A 21,416-nucleotide genomic window follows, 5' to 3' on the forward strand; every position below is an offset into this window, starting at 1 on the left:
AACCTAGTTCAGCTACTATTTTAGAGGAGGATTCCACAATATCATTAAGTCTTTCTTGTGAATGTAGAGACAAGTCAGTCAATAGCTTTTTTTACACCTAAAAGCTATAGTTTAAAAATTACACCTTTATACCAATTTGTACATGACACTTAAAAAGACTTCCATGTTTTATTTCGCTGGCGGATTTGTTTTGCTTGTTGCTTTAGCAAGCTTTGCAATCTTACAGACAGACCGCAATACCAAACTGCAGCTGCAATATTATTTTGCCGATCGATTATTAGTTGGTGAGTCACACACTTTGTTTGCTGGCAGCTCAACTATCGCGAGATTTCCTGAACAATTAGCTTATGGGTGCGGTAAGGTCAGTATTCGCGGTTTTGAAAATGGTCTTATTTCACATGTATTATCTTATTTAGAGCAAGCCCCAGTTGGTAAGTGGCAAGCAGCTGTATTTTATGTGGGTGAGAACGATATTGTTTACGGCTCTGATTTGCAAACACTGCTGAGCGATGTACAGGACTTAGTAGCTTTGTCCTATGAAAAAAACATACGCCATATCGCTTTTATGAGCGTAAAAAATTCGCCAGCGAGAGCACAATTTCATTCGAAATTTCAAGCATATAATCAAATGCTTTTAAAAAAAGAGGAAGAGGAACGAACGATATATATTTTGCCGCTGCATAAACTTGTTTCAGCAACAGAGTACGTGAGCGACGGTGTTCACCTCAATGCTACTGGCTACAATCAGCTTGCTAAAAGTGCCAATCGGTTTTGCAATGATGCGCTTTGAGCATCTTGATAATTTACGCGCGATACTCATGATGCTCGGCATTGTGTTGCACAGTGCTGCGGTATTTTCGACCCACGAATATTGGTTGGTGAGTTACGAACGAACATCCATATATTTTGATTGGTTAATATCGACCATCCATACTTTTAGAATGCCTTTATTTTTTATGATTGCAGGCTTTTTTGCGCTAATGCTATTGCAGCGTTATAAAACTCGCAAGTTTATAACTAACCGAACAAACCGAATTGTTGTCCCATTTATTAGTGCATTTTTATTGCTCAACCCATTTCAAAACTTACTAATGAGCATGTATTACCAACAACTAGAAGCACCAAAAAATTATTTTATCGAGTATTCAATATCACACCTTTGGTTTTTAGTTAACTTAATGGGTTATTGTATCCTTTTATGGTTGGGGATAATGGTAATGCGTAGTTTGCGTATTAAAGTCAAAATATTAAGGTTACCAAAGCAAGCCTTTTTAGCCGCAGTATTAATATTTCCAATTTTTAATATTAGCGTTCTTGCCGCAGGTAATTTAGGTGTGCATATTTATGAAGATCTAGTGCTTTTAGGCCAGCCGGTTACATTTATGTATTATTTAGCCTTCTTTTTATTTGGAGCGGTTATATTTTTGTATAAACCTTGGGTAGAGTTGATAGAAACGAATCGTTTTATATATTTAAGCTTAACTATCGCCGCATTATTAGTAATGGGTTCGCTATTCGAAATGATCCCTGCAGAGCCGGAGGGTATTTTTTTAAAAATAGGCCGCGAGTATTTGGAAACAATCAGCATATTGTTAATCTGCTTATTTTTGTGGTCGTTTTTTGCTCGTTTATTAAAGGCGTCTAGCAAGGTTATGAAGTACTTATCCGAAGCATCGTATACAGTTTATTTGTTCCATCACATATTGGTAGTTGCGTTTGTCATTTTAATAAATCTTAATGGCATAAACGCACACCCGGCAATACTGTTCACTTGCTTGGTAGCTTTAGTTTTCATATCCAGCTTAGCAATACATCAGTTTGTTATCATGCGTGTTTCTCGCTTACGCTTCATGTTTAATGGAAGATAGGCTTTTCGTTTAGTATGTATTTTATAGCGAGGGTTTTATGGAGATTGCCCTCTACTACGCCATATTTTCCCTAACTCGAAAACGGATCAGGATACGTCAACCAAACCTAGTCACAATCCGATGTTTATAAGCATCGATTTAATCGTCAAAACTGTTAACATTATGAATTATTGATGTAATTGAGACTCTACACTAATGCGAAAGGTACTACTGTTAAGAACATCTGGGCAACTCCTAGGAGCAGAGAGGGTGATTCTTGAAGTCGCAAAGTACCTTCCTGATCTTAATTATCACCCTATAATTGGTGTGCCCTACGAGCTTAATCATCCAGTGCCGGAGTTTGCCGAAACGGCACAAAAACAAGGGTACGAAGTAGCACTGTTCCCCGTAAAAAGCGCCTTTGACATGGCCGCACTAAAAACCATAAAAACATTTGTGCAAGACAACCATGTTGACATTATTCACTCTCATGGCTACCGCGAAGACTTCTACGCCCTCTTTAGTAAAACACAAGCAAAACTAGTGGCCACTAATCATTTATGGAAGCGTACTACTCTAAAACTCAAACTATATGCCGCCTTAGATGCACATATACTCAAGCGCTTTAACGCTATTGTTGCGGTGTCTGAGCCCGTAAAGCAAGATATGCTCGAAAAAGGCATTGACGAGCAAAAAATAACGGTGATTGCCAATGGAATAGACCCAGCTAACTACCAGCCTGTTGCAAATGCAAACATGCTAAAGGAGGCCCTGAATATACCGAAAGACCATATCGTGATTGGTACCTTAAGCAGTTTAACCGTTGAGAAGGGCATTGCGCATGCTATTGCCGCCTTCGCTAAATCTAAAAAAACTTTACCGAATATCCATTTACTCGTGGTGGGTGCCGGTGAGCAATTAGATAATTTAATCGCGTTAACGGAACAGTATCAGCTTACAAACGCCGTTACCTTTGCAGGCCGGCGTAGCGACATTAACAATGTGCTTAACATTATGGACATATTTGCGTTGCCGTCTTTAAGCGAGGGCCTGCCCATGGCAATGCTTGAGGCCATGGCAGCTCAAAAAGCCGTTATTGCCACCACGGTTGGTGACGTACCAAAGGTAATAAATAAAGACAATGGCCTATTAGTCGCGCCTGGCGATGAAGAAGCCTTAGCCAATGCAATGGTAGAGTTAGCATCAAATAAAAATACTATTACCAGCATGGGTAAAGCCGCCCGCCAACGGGTGGTAGATGCGTTTTCTTCAAGCGCGATGGCAAGTGCAAATGTTGCTATTTATAATCAATTATTTAACGAACAAAGCAGGTAGCTTGTGAGAATTGGACTCATCATCGACACCTTCAATATCGGCGGAGCCGAAACTATGGTTTTTGAAACCGCAAAGCTACTTAAAGGCAATGGCCATAAGCCTATTTTATTGCATTTTGGCAGCGCCTACGTTGAGAGCTTTTGCGCACACGAGCAAATAGAGCAACATGTTATTCCCAATCGCCGTTTTTATAAAAAAACACTTTTACTACCGCTTTTTGCGTTTAAAACGAAAGCGTTTGTTAATGCGCTGAACTTAGATTGTTTGCATGCACATTTGTTTGGGCCTATTGTGGCGTTTGCCCCCTTGGCCTGGATGATAAAACTCCCCTTTATAGGCACACTTCATGATGTTTACATGGTTGAAGGCGCACCCCACCGTGCTGCATTGTTAAAGTTAGCAATGTTCTTTAACGCCAAGCTGGTGACCGTTTCTAACCCAATGAAGCAGTTTTATGTAAAAACACTTAAATGCAAAGAAGACGCGATTACCTATATACCCAATTGTACAAAATTCAATGAGTACCTCAATAACCGCCAAGCTCTCCGAGAGGCGCTTGATTTAGCGCCCCAAGATATTGCGATTATTTCAGTAGGTCGCTTAGTTGAACTCAAGCGATTTGACATTTTGATTGATGCAATCGCAAAGCTACCCAATCACGAGGCAATAAAAGTATTTATTGTTGGAGACGGGCCACAAAAAGATAAGCTTGCTCAACTTATTTCACAGCATCGCCTTACCAACACGGTCACCATGTTGGGAGAGCGTGATGATGTAGAAGAATTGCTTGCAGCATCTGACATATTTTCTCTTACTTCAGAAACCGAAGGAATGTCTAAGAGCATCTTAGAGGCATTGGCCGCAAACTTACCAGTATTGGCCACTAATGTTGGCGGTAACAAAGACTTAGTCATTCACGACCAAAATGGGTATCTGATTGAAGATCATCAGCCATCTTCGTTAACCGATTACATAAAAGTACTGATTCAAAATGCTGAACTTAGGCAGAAAATGGGCGATGAAAGTCGCAACCTAGTAGAGGCGGAATACAATTCAGAGCTATTCTTACAGCGCCATCTCGCCATTTACAAACAAACAAGTGAAAAACGTTAATATGAAAATACTTTGGCTATCGCACCTCGTTCCTTACCCCCCTAAAGCGGGTGTTTTGCTTCGCTCTCACCATTTGGTAAACGAACTAGCAAAACACCACGAGGTGCATTTAATAGCGTTTAATCAAAAGACACTCATTGAGCCTTACTTTGATAGCTATGAACACGGCACTCGAGTTGCCTACGACAAAATGCGTGAGATATGTGAGCGCGTGCATTTTATTGATTGCCCTATGGATAAGTCTTCACTTTCTAAGCCACTTTGTGCACTTAAGAGCCTATTTTCGAAACACCCTTACAACATAAATTGGTTGAGTGATCCAGCCTATGGCGCAATGGTTAAAGAATGGCACCAAGAAGAAAACTACGACCTTATACATTGCGATACGATCAGTTTAGCGCCATATGTTGACGATATTGAAAACTGCCTACTAAGCCTTGATCATCACAACGTAGAATCTCATATGCTAACCAGGCGCGCGCAACTAGACAGCAACTTGCTAAAACGATTTTATTTTTGGCAAGAAGGCGTGAGAGTAAAATCATACGAACAAGAAGTTTGCCCTAAATTTGATACCAACCTTACGTGCTCTGAACTAGATTCTGTTCGCTTTGAAGAGTTTTGCCCCAATGCAAGCTTTACAGAAGTACCAAATGGCGTGGATATCAATGCTTTTACACCCGCAAAGCAAGAGCCTAAACCCGCAAGTTTAATATTTATAGGTACCCTAGACTGGTACCCTAATACTCGAGCAGTGCGATATATCGCCAACGAAATATGGCCAAAACTAAAAGCACAAATTCCTAATATAGAAGTCAATATTATTGGTGCTGGCGCGCCGAGTGACTTAATCAAACTTAGCGAGTCAGAACAAAACTTCAATGTGTTGGGGTTTGTGGATGATTTAAAACCTTATTTTGATAATGCCACAGCATATGTATGCCCTATTGATGATGGTGGCGGTACTAAACTGAAATTACTAGACGCCTTTGCATCTGGCAAAGCGGTTGTTGCACACCAAGTGGCGTGTGAAGGGCTAAGAGTAGAAGATGGCAAGCAAGTGCTTATTGCTAATGACCCAGAGACCTATGTTGAGCAAATCAAAAAAGTAATCAACGATAAAGCGCTGCGACAAGAGCTAGAGATACATGCTCGAGCGCATGCCGAGAATCACTTTTCGTTTAGCTCTATTGGCAAGCAACTCGCAGATCATTTTATGGCGCTAACAAAATCATAAGATATTCGACCCACAGGGTGAAAAAGATGCTTAAAACAAAACAAGCATTTGAAAATACAGTAAGCTTATGAGTACTATGTAGGTTGTTCATTTGGCGTGAAAATGAAAACCCTACCATACGGCTTCAAACTGTAATTATTAGGAAGTAATTACGGCACACCAAACAATTTATGAGGGAGTTATGCAGTTTTTACAGTTGAGCCAAAACCTTACTAAGCAGCAGAAAACTTATACGTTCTGCCTAGTACTTGCATTGGTTATTTTGGCATTCGTTTTATTCGAAACGTTTCAAAGCCTCAATACACTTTGGCAATTTAACAATGAGTCATATTCTCATGGGTATCTAGTCCTCGGTTTAATTTTGTATAGCTTTTATGAAAGGCGCGATCTATTCGTTTTTAAGCCCACTTTGTCTCCAGTGCCGTTAGCACTCGTAGTGGGGCTTGCCTGGACGGCGACAAACAGCGTTAACGTAAAATTGGGCGAATACTTATTACTCCCCGCCATTTTATTTTTATTCATTGTTACTTGTGTAGGTTGGAAGCGTTCATTAACGTTTGCGTTGCCTATCGCGGCATTATTCTGCGCTTTGCCAATCATTAGTTACGTCAACGAGTTCTTACAAGTGCTCACTGTGTTAGTGGTGTCAAACATGATGAAAATGACTGACATCACGGCATTTATCGATGGATTCTTCATCACGCTACCACATGGGATATTGCATGTTGATACAAGCTGTTCAGGCCTAAGTTATTTAAGCGCGGGTATTACCTTTGCGATGATATATTCATTTATGAGTATTCGACGGAAGCGCGTGGTTGCATTTTCTTTGGTGTTTATCGTTATTTTATCGTTGATTGCCAATTGGATAAGAGTGTTTCTTTTAGTGGTAGTCGCTTACGACTCAAAAATGCAAAGCCCGCTTGTTGCTGAGCACGGTTTTATGGGCTGGATCATCTTCGCATTTATCTTCGTGTTTTATCTGTTCGTAATGCGGAAAATTGAAGCTCGGTTTGATAGTAAGCCGTCAGAAAGTGCGGTTAGCGACGAACAAAGCTCTCAACAACTTAATAGCAATGTTAGCTTTGCTAAAAGTACTAGTCCTTTGTTGATAGCAATTGCAATTGCTATTGCGCCTATATACGCAGGTATTGCTAAGCCTGATGAAGCTTCTCTTGCCAGTATGAGCGTTTCATTTCCTGAGAGCTTTGAAGGAGCATTAATCGAAGATTATACAAATCAAGACAGTGTTGTGTTTCTGGGGGCTGATGAAGCACGCAAGGTGTCGGGTGAAAAAGGCGAGCTTGAATACACCGCATATGCTGTTTTGTATAAAACACAAAGCCAAGAAAAAGAAATGATTTATTATAAAAACAAGGTGGGTGAAAACTTAATCGGCCAAAGTACGCTCAATGTTGGCGATGCTCCAATAAATTATGCTATTGAGCAAGGCCAAGAAGACAACCTTGTATTTTGGCTCTACCGTGTAGGCGAATCTGAAGCACTCACGTCAGCTAGCGTAAAAGCAACTCAGGTGAAGTACATGTTTGAAAGTGCCCCAGCACTTGCCTTAATACTCAAGTTACCCTGTGGGTCTGACTGTAATAGCGTTTTAAATGCTGACGAAACCCTAACGCTCCTTGAGCAATTGCGTAGCGTAACAGTAGGGCAATAAAAGCATTAGGGGCATATTTTAAATAGTGCGGAGTTTTTTGCACGTGGCCTACGAGATTGTTTAGTGCTTAAAAATAGTGAGACTGCCAAGCCTTAAACATAGCCAAAGTCCACAACTTATTCCCATGGTCGCGCTTACCCGACTGATGCTCTTGCCATATTCGCGTGATTTCATGCAAATTTAATAGTGCATCATCGCCAGAGCCATCAAAAAACATATCCGCAGCCCATTGTTTAAGTGGCCCTCGCAGCCATTCACTTACAGGCACCGAAAAGCCCATTTTAGGGCGTTCAATCAGCTCTTGTGGCACATAGCGATACAACACCTGCCGCAGCGCCCACTTGCTCATACCTTGTTGAAACTTCATGTTAAGCGGCAAGCGCCATGAGTATTCTACCAAGCGATGGTCTAGCAGCGGCAGCCGCATTTCGAGGCTTGAGGCCATACTTGAGCGGTCGCCCTTTACAAGATTATCGTCGGGTAAATAGCCGAGCTGGTCCCAACACATCGCATCATCTACAAAGCTACCAGAGGATGGTTTAAGGCGATCTAATATCGAAGGGTGTTCTAACTGAGTGTTCACCATGGTTAAAGGGTCGTTCCAATACGACATCAAATACTTATAGGCATCGTGTATAGAAGTAAACTGTAGTAGGTCGGCAATCTTATGAACCTTTAGCCCTACATTGGCCTGTGTGGCTGAGTTTGAACGTAACCGTTGTATGCGAGCATAGGCGCTCGAATACACATTGGGTGATACTGATAACAAAAGCTTAGACATGACTTTACGAAGTGGCAGCCCAAGCTTGTCAATCTTGCCCCACATGCTATTAGTTGCAATGTAGCGGTTGTAACCACAAAAAAGCTCGTCTCCACCATCGCCAGAGAGGCAAACGGTGACTTTTTCTTTTGCAAATTTAGACACCATGTAGCTTGGAATTTGTGAAGAGTCGGCAAATGGCTCATCCCAGTATCGCGCGATATCGTTTGCAACGTCTAAACAATCGTTGGCTGATATATATAGTTCATGATGATTTGTACCTAAATGCGACGAGATCGCTTTTGCGTATGGCGCTTCGTCAAATTCTTTTTCTTTAAAGCCAATGGTGAAGGTGTCTATAGGAGACTGACTTAACGATTGCATAATGGCGGTAACGGTTGTGGAATCTACACCGCCCGATAAAAACGCTCCCGTTGGTACGTCGGCTATTGACTGGTCGCGAATAATATCTTGTAACAACGTTTCGAGGCCATCTACGGCGTTCTCAGCGTTTGTGAATAACTGCTCTTGCCCGCCGGTCATCGACGCTAATACAGACCAGTAGGCGCTAGGAGACAAAGGAGCATCGTCAACAATTGGAGAAAAGTCATCTGTTTGTTCAATAGAAAGGGCAGGGAGTTCAAGCAAGCTTCCTGGCTCTAATTTATAAATGTTTTTGTATATTGAGTACGGGCTTGGTATGTAGCCAAACCGAAAGTAGGCACTTACTGAACCTTCATCTAAATCAGGCTTTGTTTCACACGCCGCGGTAATGGATTTTAACTCAGAGGCAAATACAAAACGTTTGTCTATCCAGCCATAATAAAGCGGCTTCTCTCCCATGCGATCGCGACCGAGTGTGAGGGTTTTGTTTTGCTGGTCAAAGAGTGCAAAAGCAAACATACCAACAAATTTTTTGACCGAGTCGGCAATGCCCCATTGCTCAAACGCCGCTAACATTACCTCAGTATCAGAACCGCCTCGAAATGCATGACCAAGTGCTTCAAGCTCTTTAGTGAGCTGTTTAAAGTTATAAATCTCGCCATTAAACACCATCATGTAGCGCCCACTATTTGACGACATGGGTTGATGTCCAAGTGGCGATAAATCTTGAATCGATAAGCGTCGGTGCACAAATAAAAGAGGAATGTCGTCGCTTTGCCAATAACCGAAATCGTCTGGCCCTCGATGATGTATTGCGTCTCCCATTTTAGGGCCAAGTGCTTGTAATGACTCTCTACTTGCACTGTGATCAATTATTCCGGCAATACCGCACATACAGCAAAGGCTCCATAGGTTATACGAAAAATTTTAAGGTTTAAGTTGGCAACGCTTTCAATAGTATACCGGTTACCCACCATAACAAAATTGATTATTGTATTGAGTTTGCAAGACCCGTTAGTACTTGCTCAATTTTTTTCAAATGCGTGTCGTTTACAAATTCATGCGTTGGCAGGGTAAGTACTCTGCTTGCAAAGTCTTGCGCCATGGCATCGCTTGTATGCAGTGCTGCTTTAGGCTCAACCTGATCAATTTGATACAGCGCCTTCCCATACATAGCACTGGCACCTAAACCGCTTGCAGCCATGGCTTGTAAGCAATCATCTCTAAGCTGAGTATTGGGGAACAATATTGGAAAGCGAAGTTGCTTGGCCTTGCCACTTAAGCCGCATTGAGAGCCAAGGTCTACGATGCCTGCAGCCTTAAGGTTTGGGTTTGCCATAATGGTGCGAAGCTGTTCGCTGCGGTCATATTTAGTTTGATAGTGCTGAATATTGGCGCTTAAAAGCGACTTTGCGGTTGCCTGCATAGGCTCAATATCATCTAATGCTTTGTATTGCGTTTCGCCAATAGACAAAAACGGCAAACGCGAAACAAGCCCGTACACTAGCGGTTGCAAAATGGTGTTAAACACGCGAGCTTTTAGTTTGTATTTCAGTGCTTCTAATGCAGACGCTGATGGCTGCGCTTTTAGCTCGTCAATTGATGGTGATGGGTGAAGTTTGTTTTTGCTTAGTAATAGGCCTCCCCCCATCATGGATACGGGCTTTCCCCTGCCAAAACTTAATATAGCAATCTCGGTATTATATGTTTCTGTGGTTTGGCTAGGGCACCACTGAGCACTGTCTTCAATTAACGCAATATTGCGCTTGCCAATATGCTCTTGTAATAAGGCAATGCGCTCTCGTATGCCAAGAAAGGTAACGGCAACAATGGCAACGGTGTTGTCGTTAATCGCGCTGGCAACTAAATCTAAGTTCATCCAAGGAGTGGAAGGTTGAACATCGATGAGGATGGGCTTTACTTGAGCAAACTCAGCCGCCGCAATAAGATCAGGGCAACCATAGGCTGGTAGCAGGACTTCAGGTTGAGTAACGTTTCGCTCCAAGCGTGCTTGCTCAATGGCTAAGGCCAGTGCTGCTGTGCCCGAAGCGCACGGCGTGACCGTATAGCCTTTAAAGAAGCTTTCTAGCTGTTTGTTAGACGGGGTGAACCTAACTCGATTGCCAGTAGGCGCTAGCGCAGATAAACCCATAGTTATCGTTTCGACGGTGTCCAAGTAACCATTCTACGACCCATTAAAAAATTCACCGTGGAGTGCGCAATGGCAAGATTAACCTGAACAAAGAAAAAGCCTAGTTTTAGCAGGGTGTTTTTTTGTAAGCTGGGTAACTTCCAAGTCAATAAAACTAAAATATAGCCAATAGCTTGAAGGTAGAAGGTAAGTGCGTAAAACCCATTTTCACTGTAAATGCTTAAGTTTGAAAGCAGGGCGAGCAGCATAAACCAAGGCACGGCCCATCTCATTATTTTGTGGCTCCACACTTTAAACGAAAAGACTCCAAATTTAACTGGGTTGAGTACGTCGGGGTTGCGCGATACTGCGGTGATGCCGCGTAGCACAGTGCGAACCTTTCTGGCGTATTCTTTTTGAGGGTCTTTTACGTCTTTGTAGTAACCTAAAACATCGTCGCACGAAATAGCAATGTAGCCTAACCTGCCGCAATTTAGCGCGGTGTTAAAGTCGCTGGGGGACTTTATATCCCAGTGTTGCTGACACACCTCTTTGCGCGCGGCAAAAAAGGAGCCCGAAAGGCCAACTAAGCCGCCTGTTTTAGTCTCTAATGCGCGAAGCCACATTTCATATTTAACATAGGCGCCTTCGCCTGCGATTGTGCCATCGTCACTAATAAACTTATCTTCGCTTGATACTGCGCCAACGCGTGGGTCATGAAACTTATCTGCGACTTTTTTAAGTGCCTCAGTTGGTATTTGTGTGGCAACATCTGAAAATACTAAAAGCTCGCCATCAGCCGCATCGATTGCGAGCTTTTGAGCGTACTCTTTACCATTGTGTACATCGGCGCGCACGAGTTTAACGCCTTGCTGTGCATATGACTTAACAATATCGTCGGTATCATCCGTAGAGCAATCTGACGCGATTATCAGCTCAAGCTTGCCGTCTGGGTACTCAAGCTCAAGTGTGTTTTCTATTTTTTCTTTAATGCGATGCTGTTCATTATGACAGGTGATAATCAAAGATATGGAAGGATAGGCTTTGTTTGACTCGCAAATTAACGGCGCTTGTTGGGCTCTAACAAGTTTTGAGAGGATAAAAAGCAGCACCGGATAAACAAAGTAACTGTATGCAATACCAAATAATGAAACCCAAAAAACACCTTGCAAAGCCTTTCTCCAATTGCAGTCTGCTCAATATCACTATGCGTATGAGCGGTTATGAGTATATCAACGCCAAGTGATATCGCAACCCAATAAATAGCCCTTGTGGACTTAAAAAGCTCGAAGCTAGCCCAAAAACAGGGTGTTCAAACGGTTTCTATCGTTCATTCGCTTTCTCTAAGTGAATTTACATTGTATTATCAATAGGGTGTTAAGATTCACGTTATGGCCCACCGAGTTCTACAATGGAGCGCTAAGTTCACTCAGGTTAATAGGATATATATGAGTAGTTTACAATCAAAGAAAATTGGCATTATTGGTTTAGGTTACGTTGGCTTACCGCTAGCTGTAGAATTTGGGAAAAAATTCGACACAGTAGGGTTTGATATCAACCCGCACAGAATCAAAGAGCTTGAAGCTGGGCGCGATTCTACCTTAGAGGTGAGCTCGCAGGAGCTTAAAGAGGCCTCCCATTTGCGTTATGAGTCGAGCATGAATGGCTTGTTTGATTGTAATGTCTTTATTGTGACAGTACCCACCCCAATTACGAGTAATAACCAGCCTGATTTAACGCCTTTAGAGAAGGCGAGCGTCGCAATCTCCGGCGTATTAAGCGCAGGTGATATTGTTATTTATGAGTCAACGGTGTACCCCGGTGTAACTGAAGAGGTGTGCGTGCCGCTGCTTGAGGCGAACTCTGGTTTGAAGTTTAATGTCGATTTCTTTGTGGGGTATTCGCCAGAGCGCATCAATCCTGGTGATAAAACCAAAAGACTGCCCGATATCAAAAAGGTGACCTCAGGCTCTACTCCTGAAACACTCGACGTGGTCGATGCACTTTACAATTCAATCATAAGAGCGGGCACACACAGAGCGCCGACTATTCGAGTTGCTGAAGCATCGAAGGTTATTGAAAATGTACAAAGAGACGTCAACATCGCGCTTATTAATGAGCTCTTTCATATATTTGAAAAACTCAATATTGATACAAAAGCCGTGATTGATGCCGCGGCCACCAAGTGGAATTTTATGAAGCTATATCCTGGCTTGGTTGGCGGACACTGTATAAGTGTTGACCCATATTATTTGCTACACAAAGCTGAAAGTGTTGGATACATTCCTGACCTTATTCGTTCGGCGAGAGAAATTAACGACACCATGCCGGTGTTTATTGCCCAGCAGTTTGTGAGCGAGCTCATCACCCGAAAAATTAATCCGTGCACTACAAAGGTTGTTATTTTAGGCGTGACGTTTAAAGAAAATTGTCCAGATCTTAGGAACACAAAGGTAATTGATGTTTATAATCAAATTGTCGACCTTGGGATAAGCTGCGATATTTACGACCCACTTGCTCCTCAAGAAGTGGTAGAAGAAGAATTAGGTATAAGCCTTGTTGACGACGTGGGTTCTCATTACGATGTGGCGCTATTGGCCGTTGGGCACGAAACCATTGTCAACAAGCTAAAAAACAATGAATTTACGTTTTCTACGGGCTTTATTTACGACTTCAAGCAAATACTCGATAGCTAGCGCGTTAGTATACAAACATGGATTTTAGCAATTTATGAATAAGGTACGTTGTTATTAGATAGCTTACATCAGATGCTGAGCAACAACTAAAATAAGAGTTTATGAAAATATTAGTTACCGGAGCGGCAGGGTTTATTGGCGCACACACCGCGCGACAACTTCTGAGCCAAGAGCATGATGTTGTTGGGATAGACAATATCAATGACTACTACGATGTGTCATTAAAACAAGCTCGCCTAGACTGGATTGCTGAGCATAGTAATGCTGCCCATTTTGAGTTTATTAAAATGGACATTGCCGACAGACCATCCATGGAAGCGCTTTTTGAAGAGCAAAAGTTTGACCGCGTTATACATCTCGCTGCCCAAGCCGGTGTGCGCTATTCCATCGAAAACCCGCATGCGTATGTTGATGCGAATATTGTGGGTTTCATGAATATCCTAGAAGGGTGCCGTCATAATCAGGTGGAGCATTTGGTTTATGCGTCGAGCAGTTCGGTATACGGCGCAAATGAAAAGATGCCATTTTCAGTAGACGATAATGTAGACCACCCGGTATCACTCTATGCCGCCAGTAAAAAAGCTAATGAGCTAATGGCACATACTTACAGCCATTTATATAAATTACCCACCACAGGTTTGCGCTTTTTCACCGTGTATGGCCCTTGGGGTCGCCCAGATATGGCACCTTTTAAATTTACCAAAGCCATCAGTGAGGGTAAGGCAATAGACGTATACAACTACGGTAATCATAAACGGGACTTCACTTACATTGACGACATTGTGTCAGGCGTCATTCAAAGTACCATGCATATCGCGTGTGGTAATGAAGCTTGGGACGGACAAAGCCCTTCGCCTAGCAGTAGCAAGGCGCCTTGGAAGGTTTATAATATAGGTGCACAAACGCCGGTGCATTTACTCACCTTTATTGAACTAATTGAAAAAGCACTTGGCAAAACCGCTGAAAAGAACATGCTACCCATGCAGCCCGGTGACGTTGAAGCGACTTATGCGGATGTTGAAGCGCTTGCAAGTGACGTAGGTTACAGGCCTGAAACTTCATTGGAGGAAGGTATTAATGCGTTTGTGGATTGGTATAAGGGGTTTTACGGTAAGTAAGCTCCTTGGCTAATAACTGAACATCAACAATCGCAATTGAGAAGCATAAAAAAGCCCGCTGAATTTGCGGGCTTTATTTTTATGATGATATCTATATTTATTTGCGGCTACGGCTAAACGCCAATGCAATCAACCCTAATGCAAAGATAGACAATACACCAGGAGTAGATACTTTTACATTGGCTCTAAAGCTATTACCGCCGCTGTTTCTATCTTCTGCCCAATAAACTTCGATAGTGTTAACACCCGCTGAGAAGTTAATCGTGTCGAGCGTGATAACTGCATTGTTATTCCAGTTTCTAGACCACCAAAGGTTGCTTTCGGTGTTAAACACTTGCGTTCCGTTAACATATACTTCAGCACCGTAACCAGCATCTAAGCCGGCTTGGAAATCAACTTCGCTAGCCTCGGTTTCATCAAAGGTAGCAGTGAGCTTAAAGATGGTGTTGTTGTTGCTAGCACCGTTAAAAATCAAGCCCGTTGGTAAGCCAAACGTGTTTGATGTTGACGGCGTTAATGTGTCCCAATATCCAGCTAAATCAACTAGCAATGCTGTGTCGATGTTAGCATCTAAATCGGCAGTTTCGACTTGAATGGTTGCTGCATTGGCGCCTATCGTTGCCATAAAAAACAATGCGGCTGCTGAAACTATCTTTTTTATCATTTTATTATTCCGTTAGAGTATTGTTGCTAATGTTGTTTAGTACCAATCTAGCAAAAATCGCGCCGAAATAAAAAATATATATAAAACATAAGGTTAGAATTTATTTGAAGGTTATGTGTTTCTAGGTGTAAAAGTATCTGACATAAGCGAAAAGGCCTCATGAATGGGACCTGATGCAATAAGAAGACTTTACGTGAAATTCTTTAACGATCCACATAAAAAAGGCATGTGTCGTTAGTCAAATGCTTTTCAATTTACCAAAGGTATCAGTGACGAAAAGGCTTTAGATGTTTGGAACTCCGAGAATCATAAGCGGTGTTCAATAATACAACGCAGCAATAACCCTAAAAGGTTTATCACTGTCAGTATTTTTTACATGCATTATTTTGTAAGGAAGAATGTTTGTAGAAAATTTAATGTAATCATAACCTTAAAGTTTTGGCGTATAATTTGCTGAGGTGGGTAAGAAGCTTTCTAAGAGAGCTTATGCAAAAGTAACAAAACAAGGACATGAAACATGAAACTTACATCTCTAAAGCACTATGTTGCCGTCGCTGCATTACTGATTGTTGGTGCCAGTGCAAACGCTTCACTATTGAAACTGGATGATGATGGCGCGACGCACAATATTGTTAATAGCAATAATTTTAAGAATAACCTAGGGGCATCTCAGTATGATATCGGAAGCAATGTGCTTTTTGATGTTGCTGGTAACTTCGAGATTACATTTACCGCATTAGCCCAAGAGTCAGGATGGAATAACTTCCTCAGTGCTTATGGTCAAAGTCTTCCAGAAACTCCTATCAACGGTTCAATTACCGTAATGGTGAACTCTGTATCAATTGGCGATCTACTCCAGTTCACTTTTGGTGTGACTAGTCCAACCGGTAAGGGAACGGTCAGCAATGGCGGTAACTTTGGCATTGGTTCTGAGCAATCATTCGCAACTATTTTGAACAGTACATTTAACAACGTAAGCTACGATGCGATTTTATTGTGGGATGATTCTGGTGCGAATCAAGATGACAATCACGATGACATGATAGTGGGTGTTACTATTAGCAGAGTATCTGCTCCCTCTACGTTAATCTTGTTTAGTTTTCTAGCGGTAGTTGGCTTGTTGAGAGCTAGAAAGGTTGCCTGCTAGATTGGATATAGCCGTTATTGGTCTTATTTAGTGTTAGGCGCGTTGAATAACCAATTAATGAAGAGTGTTGAAAAGCCCGCTGAGTTAGCGGGCTTTTTTATTGAGTGAACAATGCGTAATTAACTTCTCTGAAACGCCCGCTCAATCCTATCCACAATAAACCCTTTATGGATTTTACTCGCGTTGTTACCACGGCGATTATCTGCCATATCTAGCACGCGCTTAAGCTCATGCATTGCGGTAGCGCGGGTAATGTTGTCGTACTTGCTGTCGTTTTCTAAGCCAGAGGCCGCAATAAGACGCTCAACATATTCCACTTGTAGGTTTTGACGGTAGGTGTTCACGTCGCCTTTGATGTCTGCGCTGAACATGGCGTTGGTCAAATCGTTCATCATTTGATCAAGCGTGTATTCATTGCCAAAGGTAGCGGTATCGGTTAAGCGCATGGTTACGTTTGGATGCATTAGGTGGTCTAGCACGCGTTTTTGTGCGCCTAGTAGCATGTCGTGCACCTTAGGTGACTCATCTCTTCCGCTGCCGCTAAAGCCTCGACGCTGACGTTGAAGGTAAGCAAACAGTGGCTCCATTTCATCGAGGGCGTCTACAGCAAATAAGTTGTTGGCTAGGGTGCTCATTGCGCGCTTTTGTGTTTCAAGCGGCACTGGTGTAAGCGGTTGTGTATAGCCTTCTTGGCCAACAAAGGCGCGGTTTAGATATACACCGCCTACAAAGCGGCTAACTACGTTTGATTGGCGAGCAAATTCACCAAATAAGATGTTAGTACCTACTACTAGGTCATTGTGGGTGCGGCCATCTACCAATAACTTATCTTTGATGTTGCTGGCAACATGATCAATGAGTTCAAAACGGTCGTTTGCATAAGCAATCGAGTCGCTCGACATATCAAAAATATTGATGCGTGGGTCTACGTGGCGGCCAGGGGCGCGCATATCGTCAGCATCGTTACCAAAGGCTAAATCTGGCTCGGTTGAACGCTGTAATATTTCGGTAAGGCGCGCTTCTTCTGCTTCTGCGTCAGGCAGGGCTTCTGAATAACCATATACAATTACCCAATCGTCGTAAGGGCCTGGCTTGTCGGTATAAAAGTCGCCTTGCTCCTGTCCTACTGGTGCGTAGTTAACAGACGGATAATCCATTACCGAGCCCGCCAAGATCCCTTGGGTAACTTCGATGTTGTGTGCATCTACATGGTCATGCATTTGCGTAGCCATCATGTTGTGGTTCAAACCGAGAGTATGACCAATTTCATGAAGAATTAAGTAGTGCATGGCTTGGCGAAGTAAACGCTCTTTTTCAATATCGCCCATGCCCTGAGACAAACCTGCATATTGAGCAAACTGCATACCCATGTGTAAGCCGTGGCCTAATGAGCAAGCGTGCATTTGGTCATCTAACAGGGTGTTTTCAGGAAGTGCGCTGGTAAGTGCACTGGCACCATCGGTAAACATTTCACCGGCTAACCATCTGCCTTTCATAAAGCTGTATTCGAGCATAACGTCGGCCGCTAGTATTTGGCCCGTTAAAGGGTGCGCAACGCTTGGCCCATAACCACCAAACGGAGGGCGAGGAGATGAGGTCCAGCGCAATACGTTATAGCGTACATCGTCTGCAGACCAATCGGCGTCGTCAGGCTGTTGTTTAACCACTATGGCATTACTAAAGCCTGCTTTTTCAAACGAAGAGTTCCAAGCAAGGGCGGCATTGCGAATGGTGTCTCTCCACTCTACAGGGGTAGTATTTTCAATCCACCATACGATTGGCTCAACTGGGTCTGATACCGCTGCGCTTGGGTCTTTTTTGACTAGGCTCCAGCGGTTGATTACGTCGCGGTAGTTGGCTGTTTGGTCAGACGTTAAGTCGTCAAACTGCTGCGAAAAGTAACCTACGCGAGGGTCGTCGCGGCGCGGCTGAAAGTCGTTTTCAGGGGCTTTTACAAAGGCATGCTGAATGCTTAAAGTGGTGTAGCGCTGGTCTGCAATTTCGCGACCGCCGCTGACTGTGGGCGTGTCGTTTTCATATACATAATCCACCACAATATGGGTGTTTTCAGGGAAGTTATTGATGTCTGCGATGCGAGACTTATCTTTTGAAAACTTACCAGGCTTAAAGCGGTTTTTATCGGCAGCCGGATCGCGAGAAGGCATAGGCGCTACTCTGTGCAGCTTTTCGTTTTTCACTAAATCTTGTAGTGAAAACGCGATTTTACCGTCTTCTTCATGCTTGATTTTGGTCGATACTAATACCGATTCGCTGATGTTTGCATCTTGCGCGCGGCTTACTGCGTTTTCAGGGTCGAAGTAAAAACGCGGGGTTGAAGCAACCACATCAATACGGTCGAAGTAACGTCTAAATTCTAGTAAACGCGACTGACGGTATGCGCCTCTGAAGGTACCGGCTGATACTACGCCGTCTACCGTGCTAACGATGTATAAAAATGGCGTATTTAAGTCTGACTCTTCTATTACAACGAGTCCTTCACCATCTTCCTTGTCGCGATAAACGTCAAAAAAGCCTTCATAGGCATTTTGTTTTTCGAGAATTTCTACGAGGGTTTCTTTTTTATCGTCTTTTTCTGCTTCTTCTTCTGCCACTGCAAAATGTGCAGTACTGGCGAGACTCAGAATTGATAGACCAAGCCACAATCGGCCGATTGTTCTTTTCATTATATGGTTTCTCCGCGGATAAGTTCTGTCGAGGCTAATTGCCTTGTTGCATACTACTACGCGTGAAACCTAAGTTCAGTGCTTTGATAGCGAATTAAATGTTACAGAATTTTACAAGTGAGCCGCAAAGGCTGATACAAACTGAGTACTTAGGTAAAAATGCTTGCTATTGCGTGAGCTGCAAATCGACAAATTCGCGATAGGTGTCGTTGCTTTCATACAGTGACTGGTGCGTTCCTTGAGCAATGCACCGGCCTTTTTCAAGCACCAGTATTTTGTCGGCGTTTAGTACGGTAGACAGTCGATGCGCAATGATAAGTGTGGTGGTAGATTGCATGAGCGAGTCGATGGCTTGTTTCACCAGCTTTTCGCTGCCTGCATCGAGCGCACTTGTGGCTTCATCTAACAATAGGATAGGGCGCTTGGCAAGGATGGCGCGGGCGATGGCAATGCGTTGTTTCTGCCCGCCAGATAGTTTAATGCCGCGTTCGCCTAAATCGGTATCGTAGCCTTGGTTGAGTTCGCGAATGAATTCGTCGGCATGGGCTAATTTAGCCGCCTCAACAATCTCTTCATGGCTTGCGTGTTCTCGCCCAAAGGCGATGTTTTCAGATACGCTGGTGGCAAATATCACAGGGTCTTGAGAGACCAGCGCAAATTGATTTCTTAAGGTCTCAACACCGAGGCTTTTTTGCTCATGGCCTTGCACGCGAATAACCCCGCTGTTGACGTCGTAAAAGCGCATCAGCAAATCGAACAGAGTAGATTTACCGGCGCCGCTGTGACCAACAATGGCGACCTTATCGCCAATGTTTACGTCAAAGCTTATGCCCTTAATGACAGGCGTAGATTCATAGGCAAAGTGAATATCTTCAACCGACATGACCACATCGCTGTTGTTGGCAATAGCATGGGTAGTGCCCAAATCTTCTATCGCAGAGGTTTCAGACATTAAATCGAGAATGCGCTCGCTAGCACCGGCTGCTTTTTGCAGCTCGCCAATCACTTCGCTGATGGTAGCAATGGCACCGCCTGCTAGCACGGCGTAAAACACAAAGGCTACCAGCTGGCCTTGAGAAATGGTGCCTTCTATTACCGCAATTGCCCCTAAGTAACCAATAAAAAAGATGGCGCTTAAGCTAATGAGCATTACGGTGGATATAAGCAATGCGCGGTAGTGAATGCGTTTGCTAGCGGCGTGCATCACTTCATCAATTTTGCTTGAGAAGGTTTGCATAGAGCGCTTTTCGTGGTTAAACGCTTGCAGCATATGTATTTCGTGCAGGCTTTCATCTACCACGCCACCAATATCGGCCACTTTGTCTTGGCTTTCTTTTGAAAAGGCCCTTACCCGAGCGCCAAGCAAGCGAATAGGCGCGAGGATGAACGGCACGGCAATAAACACAAATAAGGTAAGTTTTAAGCTGGTAAAGCCCATTAGCACTAACGCGCCAATAAACATGACTGTGGAGCGAAGGGCCATAGATACGCCAGTGCCCACCACGCTTTGCAATAAGGTGGTGTCGCTAGTAAAGCGGCTGATGATTTCGCCCGTACGGGATTGCGCGTAAAAAGCAGGGGAGAGCGTGACTAAATGATTGAATAAGGCTTTGCGAATATCGGCAGAGACTCTTTCGCCCAACCACACCATGAGATAAAACCGAATGTAGGTGGCAATGCTGCCAATTACCACGACCGCAATCACCACCCAAAGCGCTTGAGTTAGTACAGCTTGGTTGTCGGCCATAAAGCCTTTATCAATAACATAGCGAATACCCTGACCGAGTAACAACCACGTAAGCGCGCCAACACCAAGGGCGGTAAGGGCACCAATCACCTGCCATTTGTAGGGGCGTAAATGATTAAAGAGCCATTTTAGAATATGCGAACTGGTGTATTGGGTTTTGATAATGAGTGCCAACCGTCTTTGTTTGCGTGTATATGGGGGTTACTTAAAGGTTTTCCAATCAATGTCGGTCGATAAGAGCAATTCTCTTAACGAGAGGGCACGTGGAATAGCGCGGCCTTTTGGCGTCCATCTATGACCGCCGCACGCAGCAATTAAAACGGCTTTTGTGGGTTTTAATAATAGATAGCGGGTTTGCTTAGGCACAATTTCAAAGTATTCACCGGTTTTAGAAAACCAGCCAAACTTGTTTAGGTGCATTCGGTCAGACGCCAGCATATCGATGCTGTCGAGCTCAATGTGTTCTTCGCCCAAATGCTCTACATAAATAGCCACCACCGCGCCGTAGCGAGCGTTAGCGCCATACCACTTTAATGTGCTGTCGGTAGATTGTGTGGCAATAGGGCACTTGGCGGCCTGTTTGGCTTGCCAACTGCCGTTGTGAACGTCTACATCGATGGGCGCACCGCCTTCAAGCAGGTGCATTGCGGCATTTTTAACGTGGTGGCTGAGCCCTTTGATTTTGCGTTTTAGTAGTGCTGGATCGGAGATGTTACTGTTCGCTAAATGTGTCAACTCCCTCTCGTAGAGAGCATTGCTGAGTTCGGCAAAATTGGGATATTTAATGCTGAGGTTAAAAATATCCGTTTGGTCGTGAAGTTCTGCGGCCATGAAATGTAAGGCTAGATCCCAGTTAACGAGTCGTAAAAATGCATAGT

16 protein-coding genes are annotated in these 21,416 nt (G+C 43.5%); 9 read left to right on the top strand and 7 right to left on the bottom strand.

Annotation, left to right across the window (positions count from 1 at the left end):
- Positions 1-163: 163 nt before the first annotated feature.
- The 6 genes from KJ365_RS07150 to xrt all read left to right on the top strand — a co-directional run bounded on the left by KJ365_RS07150 (position 164) and on the right by xrt (position 7,207).
- Positions 164-790, top strand: coding sequence for an SGNH/GDSL hydrolase family protein (locus KJ365_RS07150; protein ID WP_214450935.1), 627 nt, complete (start codon positions 164-166; stop codon positions 788-790).
- A complete protein-coding gene (locus tag KJ365_RS07155) occupies positions 780-1,868 on the top strand; it encodes an acyltransferase family protein (RefSeq protein WP_284731270.1) in 1,089 nt (362 codons plus the stop codon). The genes KJ365_RS07150 and KJ365_RS07155 overlap by 11 nt, the downstream gene beginning before the upstream one ends.
- 195 nt (positions 1,869-2,063) lie before the next feature.
- Positions 2,064-3,182, top strand: coding sequence for a glycosyltransferase (locus KJ365_RS07160; protein ID WP_214450937.1), 1,119 nt, complete (start codon positions 2,064-2,066; stop codon positions 3,180-3,182).
- Between the two features lie 3 nt (positions 3,183-3,185).
- On the top strand, positions 3,186-4,295 hold the full coding sequence (locus tag KJ365_RS07165; RefSeq protein WP_214450938.1) for a glycosyltransferase family 4 protein: 1,110 nt from the start codon (positions 3,186-3,188) through the stop codon (positions 4,293-4,295).
- Between the two features lies 1 nt (position 4,296).
- Complete coding sequence (locus tag KJ365_RS07170) at positions 4,297-5,532, top strand: glycosyltransferase family 4 protein (RefSeq protein WP_214450939.1); 1,236 nt, start codon at positions 4,297-4,299, stop codon at positions 5,530-5,532.
- Between the two features lie 181 nt (positions 5,533-5,713).
- Entirely contained in the window at positions 5,714-7,207 is a 1,494-nt protein-coding gene (gene xrt / locus KJ365_RS07175) for an exosortase (protein WP_214450940.1), read from the top strand.
- Between the two features lie 67 nt (positions 7,208-7,274).
- Here the strand turns inward: xrt and asnB are convergent, their stop codons facing one another.
- From asnB to KJ365_RS07190, 3 genes are all read right to left on the bottom strand, one after another.
- Positions 7,275-9,245 (bottom strand): asparagine synthase (glutamine-hydrolyzing), encoded by a 1,971-nt coding sequence (gene asnB, locus KJ365_RS07180; protein WP_214450941.1) that lies wholly within the window; start codon positions 9,243-9,245, stop codon positions 7,275-7,277.
- 94 nt (positions 9,246-9,339) lie between these two features.
- Entirely contained in the window at positions 9,340-10,527 is a 1,188-nt protein-coding gene (locus KJ365_RS07185; RefSeq protein WP_214450942.1) for a DegT/DnrJ/EryC1/StrS family aminotransferase, read from the bottom strand.
- Positions 10,506-11,654, bottom strand: coding sequence for a glycosyltransferase (locus KJ365_RS07190; protein ID WP_214450943.1), 1,149 nt, complete (start codon positions 11,652-11,654; stop codon positions 10,506-10,508). Before KJ365_RS07190 ends, KJ365_RS07185 begins: the two co-directional genes overlap by 22 nt.
- 276 nt (positions 11,655-11,930) lie before the next feature.
- On the opposite strand from KJ365_RS07190, the gene KJ365_RS07195 reads away from it, so the two are divergent.
- Both KJ365_RS07195 and KJ365_RS07200 read left to right on the top strand, forming a co-directional pair.
- A complete protein-coding gene (locus tag KJ365_RS07195; protein ID WP_214450944.1) occupies positions 11,931-13,178 on the top strand; it encodes a nucleotide sugar dehydrogenase in 1,248 nt (415 codons plus the stop codon).
- 101 nt (positions 13,179-13,279) lie between these two features.
- Positions 13,280-14,296 (top strand): NAD-dependent epimerase, encoded by a 1,017-nt coding sequence (locus KJ365_RS07200; protein WP_214450945.1) that lies wholly within the window; start codon positions 13,280-13,282, stop codon positions 14,294-14,296.
- A gap of 97 nt (positions 14,297-14,393) precedes the next feature.
- Here the strand turns inward: KJ365_RS07200 and KJ365_RS07205 are convergent, their stop codons facing one another.
- Positions 14,394-14,960, bottom strand: coding sequence for a hypothetical protein (locus KJ365_RS07205; RefSeq protein WP_214450946.1), 567 nt, complete (start codon positions 14,958-14,960; stop codon positions 14,394-14,396).
- A 517-nt stretch (positions 14,961-15,477) separates the two neighbouring features.
- On the opposite strand from KJ365_RS07205, the gene KJ365_RS07210 reads away from it, so the two are divergent.
- Positions 15,478-16,107: a hypothetical protein gene (locus KJ365_RS07210; RefSeq protein WP_214450947.1), complete on the top strand. Its 630-nt coding sequence runs from the start codon at positions 15,478-15,480 to the stop codon at positions 16,105-16,107.
- Between the two features lie 119 nt (positions 16,108-16,226).
- Here the strand turns inward: KJ365_RS07210 and KJ365_RS07215 are convergent, their stop codons facing one another.
- From KJ365_RS07215 to KJ365_RS07225, 3 genes are all read right to left on the bottom strand, one after another.
- Entirely contained in the window at positions 16,227-18,791 is a 2,565-nt protein-coding gene (locus KJ365_RS07215) for a zinc-dependent metalloprotease (RefSeq protein WP_214450948.1), read from the bottom strand.
- Positions 18,792-18,957: 166 nt separating this feature from the next.
- Complete coding sequence (locus tag KJ365_RS07220; RefSeq protein WP_250884062.1) at positions 18,958-20,712, bottom strand: ABC transporter transmembrane domain-containing protein; 1,755 nt, start codon at positions 20,710-20,712, stop codon at positions 18,958-18,960.
- Between the two features lie 27 nt (positions 20,713-20,739).
- On the bottom strand, positions 20,740-21,369 hold the full coding sequence (locus tag KJ365_RS07225) for a hypothetical protein (protein ID WP_214450949.1): 630 nt from the start codon (positions 21,367-21,369) through the stop codon (positions 20,740-20,742).
- Between the last annotated feature and the right edge of the window lie 47 nt (positions 21,370-21,416).

This window comes from Glaciecola sp. XM2 (genome assembly GCF_018595715.1).
Taxonomy (GTDB): Bacteria; Pseudomonadota; Gammaproteobacteria; order Enterobacterales; family Alteromonadaceae; genus Glaciecola.

Coding starts and splice junctions, on each gene's coding strand:
- KJ365_RS07150 (WP_214450935.1), top strand. CDS start 164: ATGTTTTATTTCGCTGGCGGATTTGTTTTGCTTGTTGCTTTAGCAAGC.
- KJ365_RS07155 (WP_284731270.1), top strand. CDS start 780: ATGCGCTTTGAGCATCTTGATAATTTACGCGCGATACTCATGATGCTC.
- KJ365_RS07160 (WP_214450937.1), top strand. CDS start 2,064: ATGCGAAAGGTACTACTGTTAAGAACATCTGGGCAACTCCTAGGAGCA.
- KJ365_RS07170 (WP_214450939.1), top strand. CDS start 4,297: ATGAAAATACTTTGGCTATCGCACCTCGTTCCTTACCCCCCTAAAGCG.
- xrt (WP_214450940.1), top strand. CDS start 5,714: ATGCAGTTTTTACAGTTGAGCCAAAACCTTACTAAGCAGCAGAAAACT.
- asnB (WP_214450941.1), bottom strand. CDS start 9,245: ATGTGCGGTATTGCCGGAATAATTGATCACAGTGCAAGTAGAGAGTCA.
- KJ365_RS07195 (WP_214450944.1), top strand. CDS start 11,931: ATGAGTAGTTTACAATCAAAGAAAATTGGCATTATTGGTTTAGGTTAC.
- KJ365_RS07200 (WP_214450945.1), top strand. CDS start 13,280: ATGAAAATATTAGTTACCGGAGCGGCAGGGTTTATTGGCGCACACACC.
- KJ365_RS07205 (WP_214450946.1), bottom strand. CDS start 14,960: ATGATAAAAAAGATAGTTTCAGCAGCCGCATTGTTTTTTATGGCAACG.
- KJ365_RS07210 (WP_214450947.1), top strand. CDS start 15,478: ATGAAACTTACATCTCTAAAGCACTATGTTGCCGTCGCTGCATTACTG.
- KJ365_RS07215 (WP_214450948.1), bottom strand. CDS start 18,791: ATGAAAAGAACAATCGGCCGATTGTGGCTTGGTCTATCAATTCTGAGT.
- KJ365_RS07225 (WP_214450949.1), bottom strand. CDS start 21,369: ATGGCCGCAGAACTTCACGACCAAACGGATATTTTTAACCTCAGCATT.